The sequence below is a fragment of the Amycolatopsis sp. SID8362 genome (genome assembly GCF_010550475.1).
Classification (GTDB): Bacteria; Actinomycetota; Actinomycetes; order Mycobacteriales; family Pseudonocardiaceae; genus Amycolatopsis; species Amycolatopsis eburnea.
Map to the genome: position 1 here is coordinate 1 of NZ_JAAGNB010001329.1, position 6,178 is coordinate 6,178.

Here is a 6,178-nt window from a genome sequence, read left to right on the forward strand (position 1 = left end):
GGCCGGCGTGTCGCGCTCGACGCTCGCCAAGCGCTTCGCCGAGCTGGTGGGCGAACCGCCGCTGACCTACCTCACCCGGCGTCGCATGACGCTGGCGGCCGATCTCCTCCGCGAGCGGGACGGCGTGAGCGTCGCGGCCGTCGCGCGCGAAGTCGGGTACGCCGACCCGTTCGCGTTCAGCGCGGCGTTCAAGCGGGTCCGCGGCGTCAACCCGAGTGCGGTGCGGAAGCACCGACCACCCGAAAAGACGGCGGCCCAGGTGTTGTCAGACCGTCAACAAGGGTGCATCGTGGAGGGGTAGCCGATCTCGACGGGGAGATGGTCACTTTGCCGAGCACCGTGAGCCGAGCCACCGAAGCACTGCGCGAACGCGTGCCGCCCTTGACCGCGCTCCCCCTCCCCCGCGGCGTCGACGAGCGCTGGCTGCGGTCGCGCTGGCCGGTCAAGGAACTCGCGACGCCGCCCGCGGGCAGCGGCCTCAAGCCGGTGCTCGGCGACGAAGGCCCGCCGGTGGTCGGGCACATGCTCGAGATGATGCGCTTCGGCCCCGCGTTCGGCCTCCGCCGCCACGAGCTCTACGGCCCGGTCTCCTGGACCGCCGGCTTCGGGCGCAAGATCGTCGCGCTGTCCGGGCCGGAAGCCACCCAGATCGCGCTCGTCAACAAGGACAAGGCGTTCTCGCAGGAGGGCTGGAAGTTCTTCATCGAGAAGTTCTTCGAGCGCGGCCTGATGCTGATGGACTTCGGCGAGCACCACCTGCACCGCCGGATCATGCAGGAGGCCTTCACCCGGCAGCGGCTGACCGGCTACGTCAACGAGATGGGCCCCGCGTTGCGCGAAGGCGTCGCGAGCTGGGATTCCAGCGGGCGCCCGCGGCTGTACTGGGCGCTCAAGCAGCTCACGCTCGACGTCGCGACGCGCGTGTTCATGGGCATGCGCAGCGGCGCCGACGCGCACCGGATCAACCGCGCGTTCGTCAGCTCCGTGCGCGCCGGCACCGCGTTCGTGCGCTTCCCCGTGCCCGGCGGGCGCTGGTCGGCGGGCCTGCACGGGCGGCGTGTCCTCGAGCGCTACTTCGGCGAGAACCTCCCCGCCAAGCGGGCTTCCGACGGCGACGACCTGTTCTCCGCGCTCTGCCACGCCACCACCGAGGACGGCGACCGCTTCACCGACACCGACATCGTCAACCACATGATCTTCCTGATGATGGCCGCGCACGACACGACCACCATCACCAGCAGCGCCATGGCCTACTACCTGGCCAAGTACCCGGAGTGGCAGGAGCGCGCCCGCGCGGAGTCCCTCGCGCTGGGCGACGACGTCCTCGACATCGACGCCGTGGACCAGCTCGAAACGCTCGACCTGGTCATGAAGGAGGCGCTGCGGCTGGTCGCGCCGGTGCCGTCGCTGACCCGCCAGACGGTCAAGGACACCGAGGTGCTCGGGCACTACATCCCGGCGAACACGCTGGTCGGGGTGTCGCCGACGATCAACCACTTCACGCCGGAGTGCTGGACGAACCCCTTCGAGTTCGACCCGGAGCGGTTCGCCGAGCCGCGTCGCGAGGACAAGTCGCACCGGATGGCGTGGATGCCCTTCGGCGGCGGCGCGCACAAGTGCATCGGGCTCCACTTCGGCGGTCTCGAGGTGAAGTTGCTGATGCACGAAATGCTCCGCGCCCACCGCTGGTCGGTTCCGGAGAGTTACACCGCGAAGTGGGACTACGTGTCGTTGCCGGTCCCCGCCGACGGTTTACCGGTGCGGTTGACCCCTCGCTGACGCGGGCTGCGTCTACCATGGCATACACGCCGTGACAAGATGTCACCTCATGTGGACACTCGTTCACTCGTTCAGCCGGTAGACACCCCGTTACCCGCATGATGGCGTGGCATCGGTCGCGGGCGAGGGGTACCCGGTGTGGCTGGACACCCCCTGGCACCGTGGCTGAACTGGCCTGACCTGCGCGTGAAGAGGTGGAGTGTGCCTGAGCCCGGAGCCGCGCCAGGACTGCTGGACGTGGCCCGCCGGTGGGCGGCGACGTTGGCCGACACCAAAGGAGTAACACTTCCCCCGGAGGAGCTCGAGCCGCTCCTGCTGGAAGTCGCGAACGAGGCGGCCTACCACGCCGGCTCCCGGCACGACGGCGCGCTGCAGCGGTTCTCCGCGCTCTACGCCGCGTCGCCGATGGGGATCGCGCTGGCCGACCCCGACGGCGAGATCGTCGAGGCCAACCTCGCGCTCGGCCAGCTGCTCGGCTGCTCGCCGGAAAAGCTGCGGCGCAGGCACCTCACGGACCTCGGCTCCACCGACCACGACGTCTCGCGGCTCAAGGCGGGGCTGGAGCAGGTGCGCACCGCGCGCGAGCGGTACCAGGAGCGGGTGCTGCTCGACCACGCCGAGGACGGGCAGCTCTGGACCGACGTCACGCTCGCCAGGCTGCCCGGGGACAAGCCGGGGTCGGTCTACCCGGTGCTGATGGTGTCCGACGCGAACGAGCTGCACCTGCTGCAGGAACGGCTGCTGCACCAGAACGTGCACGACCCGCTGACCGGGCTGCCGAACGCGTCGTCGTTCACGACCACGCTGGAAGCCGCGCTCGGCGCCGGTGCGCGCGACGACATCGCGCTGATCTACCTCGACGTCGACGGCTTCAAGGTGATCAACGACGGCCTCGGCGCCGGTGTCGGCGACCAGGTGCTGCGCGGGGTGGCGGGCAAGCTGTCGGCGGTCTTCACCGGGCACCACGGCGGGTTCGTCGCGCGGCTGTCCGGCGACGGCTTCGCGGTGCTGCTGCGCGGTGAGCTGGCCGCCACCGAGGTCGTCAACCTCGTCGAGCGCGCGCTGGAGGACCTCAACGAGCCGATCTACCTCGGCGGGCACGGCATCGGCGTCAGCGCGAGCGCGGGCATCGTGGTGCGCGCGGCCGTCGAGGGCGGCGCGGCCGAGCTGCTGCGCGCGGCGGAAATCGCGCTGCACCGGGCCAAGGAGGCCGGCAAGGCGCAGTGGATGCTGTTCGACCCGGAGCTGGACGCCCGCGACCGCGGCCGCTACCAGCTCGGCGCGGTCATCGCCGGCGCGCTGGAGAACGGCGAGTTCTCGCTCGTCTACCAGCCGACGGTCCGGCTCGCCCGCACCGACGAGCTCGCCGCGGTCAACGCGGGACTGCGGTGGAACCACCCGGAGAAGGGCGAGCTGAGCTCCGACGAGTTCTACCCGCTGGCCCAGACGACGGGCATGACGGTGCCGCTCGGCCGCTGGCTCCTGGCCGAGTCACTGGCCGCGACGGCCCGCTGGCACACCCGCTTCGGCGACGCGGCTCCCGACGTCTGCGTCCGCCTGCCGACGCGGCTGGCCATCGACCCGGACCTGGTCCTGCTGGTCAAGGAGCAGCTGGACAAGCACGAGCTGCCGGCGAAGGCCCTGCGCCTGTGCACGGACCGCGACTCGGTCCTCGACCCGGGCGGCGAGGTCCTGGAGTCGTTCGCGGTGCTGTCCGACCTCGGCGCGCAGCTGGTACTGACGATTTCGGGCTCAGCGGACCTGGAGCTGATCCCCCAGCACCGCCTCCCGATCCGCCACGTGATCCTGTCCGGCCCGGTGGTCGACGCGCTCGACGCGGACGAGCCGGCGGAGGCGGACATCCGGCACCTGACCCAGCTGATCACCCGCGCCCGCGAGCTGAAGCTGCGGGTGGGCGCGGAGGGCGTCCGCACCCACGAGCAGGCGGCCCGCCTGCGCCAGCTGGGCGTCCTGGCGGCGCGAGGCCCGTTCGTGGCGGACTCGGCGACGGGCGACGAGGTCGACGAGCTGATCGCGCGGCACCCGGCCCCCTGACCCGCGCTGGGACCAAGCCGGTCGCGGGGTGGCTCCGAAGGACCGGCAGGATGGGTTCTGCCGCCGACGAGAAAGGACGTCCATGGACGCCGGAGACCTCGCCCCCGACTTCACCCTGCCCGACGAGCGGGGGGCCGACCGCACGCTGTCGGATTTCCTGGCCACCGGGCCGGTCGTGCTCTTCTTCTACCCCGCCGCCATGACCACCGGCTGCACCGCCGAAAGCTGCCACTTCCGCGACCTCGCCGCCGAGTTCGCCGAGGTCGGCGCGCACCGGATCGGGATCAGCCCGGACGGCGTCACCAAGCAGCGGCAGTTCTCCGAGGCCCACGGCTTCGACTACCCGCTGCTGTCCGATGTGGACGGCGAGGTCGCGAAGCAGTTCGGTGTCTGGCGGAAACTCCTGCCGCTGCACGCCAAGCGCGTCACCTTCGTGATCGGCGAGGACCGCAAAGTGCTCGAGAAGATCAAGAGCGAGCTGAACTTCACGGTCCACGCCGACCAGGCGCTCAAGGTGCTGCGGGAGCGCGACAAGGTGTCCTGAGCCTCAGCGGCGCCACCCGCGCGGCGGCCAGCCCGGCGGCCGGCGCACCCCGCCCGAGGGCCACCCCCGCGGCCGGTCGCGCCGGCGCCGCCCGTACTCGTGGACCTCGGCGCGGTTCCCGCGTCGCTCGGCCCGGCTCGCGACCTGGCGTCGCTCGCACAGCCACCGGTGCCCCGGATCGGTCACCCAGTTCACGGCTTCTCCTTGCGCCAGACGTGGTTGGTACCCGCGCACGACGGTGCCAGCGGCTTCTCCACCGGTTCCTCGCGCACCTTCGTGAAGCCGAGGCGCGCGGGCACCGCTCCACTTCGGACGTTCAGCTCGTCGTGCTTGATCTCGACGTAGCCCGCCCCGAGCCGGAACGCCTCCGCCGTCAGGAAAGCGGCGGCCCGGGTGATCAGGCCGCGCCCGGTGTAGGGCTGCGCGAGCCAGTACCCGATCTCGACGCCGCCTTCGCGCGCCATGATCCCGATGGCACCCGCGAGCGAGCCGTCGACGCGGACGGCGAAGTCGTGCGTTTCGCCGCTCTCCCAGTTCTCCCTGGTGCGCTTCAGGAATTCGGCGGAGTCGTCGGCCGAGTAGCCCCCGGACGCCCAGATCATCCACGCGCCGATGTGCCCGAGGGACCCGTCGACGGTCGCCGTCAGCTCGGGCCCGTCGGCGAACTGCCAGCGGGCCAAGGTGAATTCGTCCACGCGATACGTCTCGGCCGGGGTCTCCATGTCTCCATGGTGCCCCGGCCGAGGATCGAGCGCGCGTGAATTAACTGACGATGACGCTGTCCGGTATTTCGCTGTCGTTCTTCAGCGCGTCGAACAGCTGCTTCGACTTGTTCTTGTCCCAGTTCTCCGCCGACGCGCTCGTCACCGGCACCGTCGTCGTCACGACGCCGCCCGAGGAGATGCCGCGCATCGCGATCGCCAGGCCGGCCAGGTTGTGGACGTGGTCGCCCGAATCCATCGTCAGCGCGTCCGGCGCCGAGGACAGCAGGGGGAAGAAGTCGAACGGGTTGAGCAGCGTGCCCGGGCTCGCGATCTGGCTCACCAGCGCGCCGATGAACTTGCGCTGGTTGGCGACGCGGTCGAGGTCCGAGCGCGGGGTCGCGTCGCTGTGGCGCATGCGGACGAAGCCCAGCGCGGAGCGGCCGTCGAGCGACTGGCAGCCGGCCTTGATGCTGATGCCGGTCATCGTGTCGTTCATGTCCTTGTCGATGCACATGTCGACGCCGCCGATCGCGTCGACGATCTTGGCGAACCCGCCGAAGCCGACTTCCGCGTAGTGGTCGAGGTGCAGGCCGGTGGCGCCTTCGACGGTCTGCGCGAGCAGCTTCGGGCCGCCGAGGGAGAACGCCGCGTTGATCTTGTTCGTGCCGTGGCCCGGGATCTTCACCTGGGAGTCGCGCGGCAGCGACAGCAGCGTCGGCTTGGTGTCGTTGTCCGGGATGTGCGCGACCATGATCGTGTCGGTGCGCTGCCCGCCGCCTGCCGCGGCGACGTCACCGGTGGCAAGCCGCTCCTCGTCCTCGGCCGTCAGGCCCTCACGGCTGTCCGAGCCGACGATCAGCCAGTTGGTGCCGGACGCGGCGACCGGGCGGCCGGAGTAGTCGGCGAGCGCGTCGACGCGCTTGATCGAGAACTCCAGGTAGACCCAGATGCCGGCGAGGAAGACGACGAAGACCAGCAGCAGGGCGCCGATGACCTTGCCGAAGCTCCACCGGCGACGGCGCGGCGGCCGGGACGGCGGGTAGTCGTCGGCCGGGCGCGGGGGCTCGCGGCGCGGCGGCGGGGGCGGGGCGTACTG

General features: G+C 71.0%; 7 protein-coding genes. 4 read left to right on the forward strand and 3 right to left on the reverse strand.

Annotated elements, in window-relative coordinates; all coding sequences use genetic code 11:
• From G3I65_RS41055 to G3I65_RS41070, 4 genes are all read left to right on the forward strand, one after another.
• A partial coding sequence (locus tag G3I65_RS41055; protein WP_160700864.1) for a helix-turn-helix transcriptional regulator occupies nucleotides 1-301 on the forward strand: 301 nt, incomplete at its 5' end.
• A gap of 17 nt (nucleotides 302-318) precedes the next feature.
• Nucleotides 319-1,779 carry a cytochrome P450 gene (locus tag G3I65_RS41060; RefSeq protein ID WP_160700865.1) on the forward strand — a complete coding sequence of 487 codons (1,461 nt, stop codon included), beginning with the start codon at nucleotides 319-321 and terminating at the stop codon, nucleotides 1,777-1,779.
• Between the two features lie 237 nt (nucleotides 1,780-2,016).
• Complete coding sequence (locus G3I65_RS41065; RefSeq protein ID WP_160700869.1) at nucleotides 2,017-3,834, forward strand: EAL domain-containing protein; 1,818 nt, start codon at nucleotides 2,017-2,019, stop codon at nucleotides 3,832-3,834.
• 82 nt (nucleotides 3,835-3,916) lie between these two features.
• Nucleotides 3,917-4,378, forward strand: a complete 462-nt coding sequence (locus tag G3I65_RS41070) for a peroxiredoxin (protein WP_160700866.1) — start codon at nucleotides 3,917-3,919, stop codon at nucleotides 4,376-4,378.
• A gap of 3 nt (nucleotides 4,379-4,381) precedes the next feature.
• Here the strand turns inward: G3I65_RS41070 and G3I65_RS41075 are convergent, their stop codons facing one another.
• The 3 genes from G3I65_RS41075 to G3I65_RS41085 form a co-directional block, all read right to left on the reverse strand.
• Nucleotides 4,382-4,573: a hypothetical protein gene (locus G3I65_RS41075; protein WP_160700867.1), complete on the reverse strand. Its 192-nt coding sequence runs from the start codon at nucleotides 4,571-4,573 to the stop codon at nucleotides 4,382-4,384.
• Nucleotides 4,570-5,100 carry a GNAT family N-acetyltransferase gene (locus tag G3I65_RS41080; RefSeq protein ID WP_160700868.1) on the reverse strand — a complete coding sequence of 177 codons (531 nt, stop codon included), beginning with the start codon at nucleotides 5,098-5,100 and terminating at the stop codon, nucleotides 4,570-4,572. The genes G3I65_RS41075 and G3I65_RS41080 overlap by 4 nt, the downstream gene beginning before the upstream one ends.
• A gap of 40 nt (nucleotides 5,101-5,140) precedes the next feature.
• On the reverse strand, nucleotides 5,141-6,178 hold a 1,038-nt coding region (locus G3I65_RS41085), incomplete at its 5' end, for an LCP family protein (protein ID WP_239071750.1).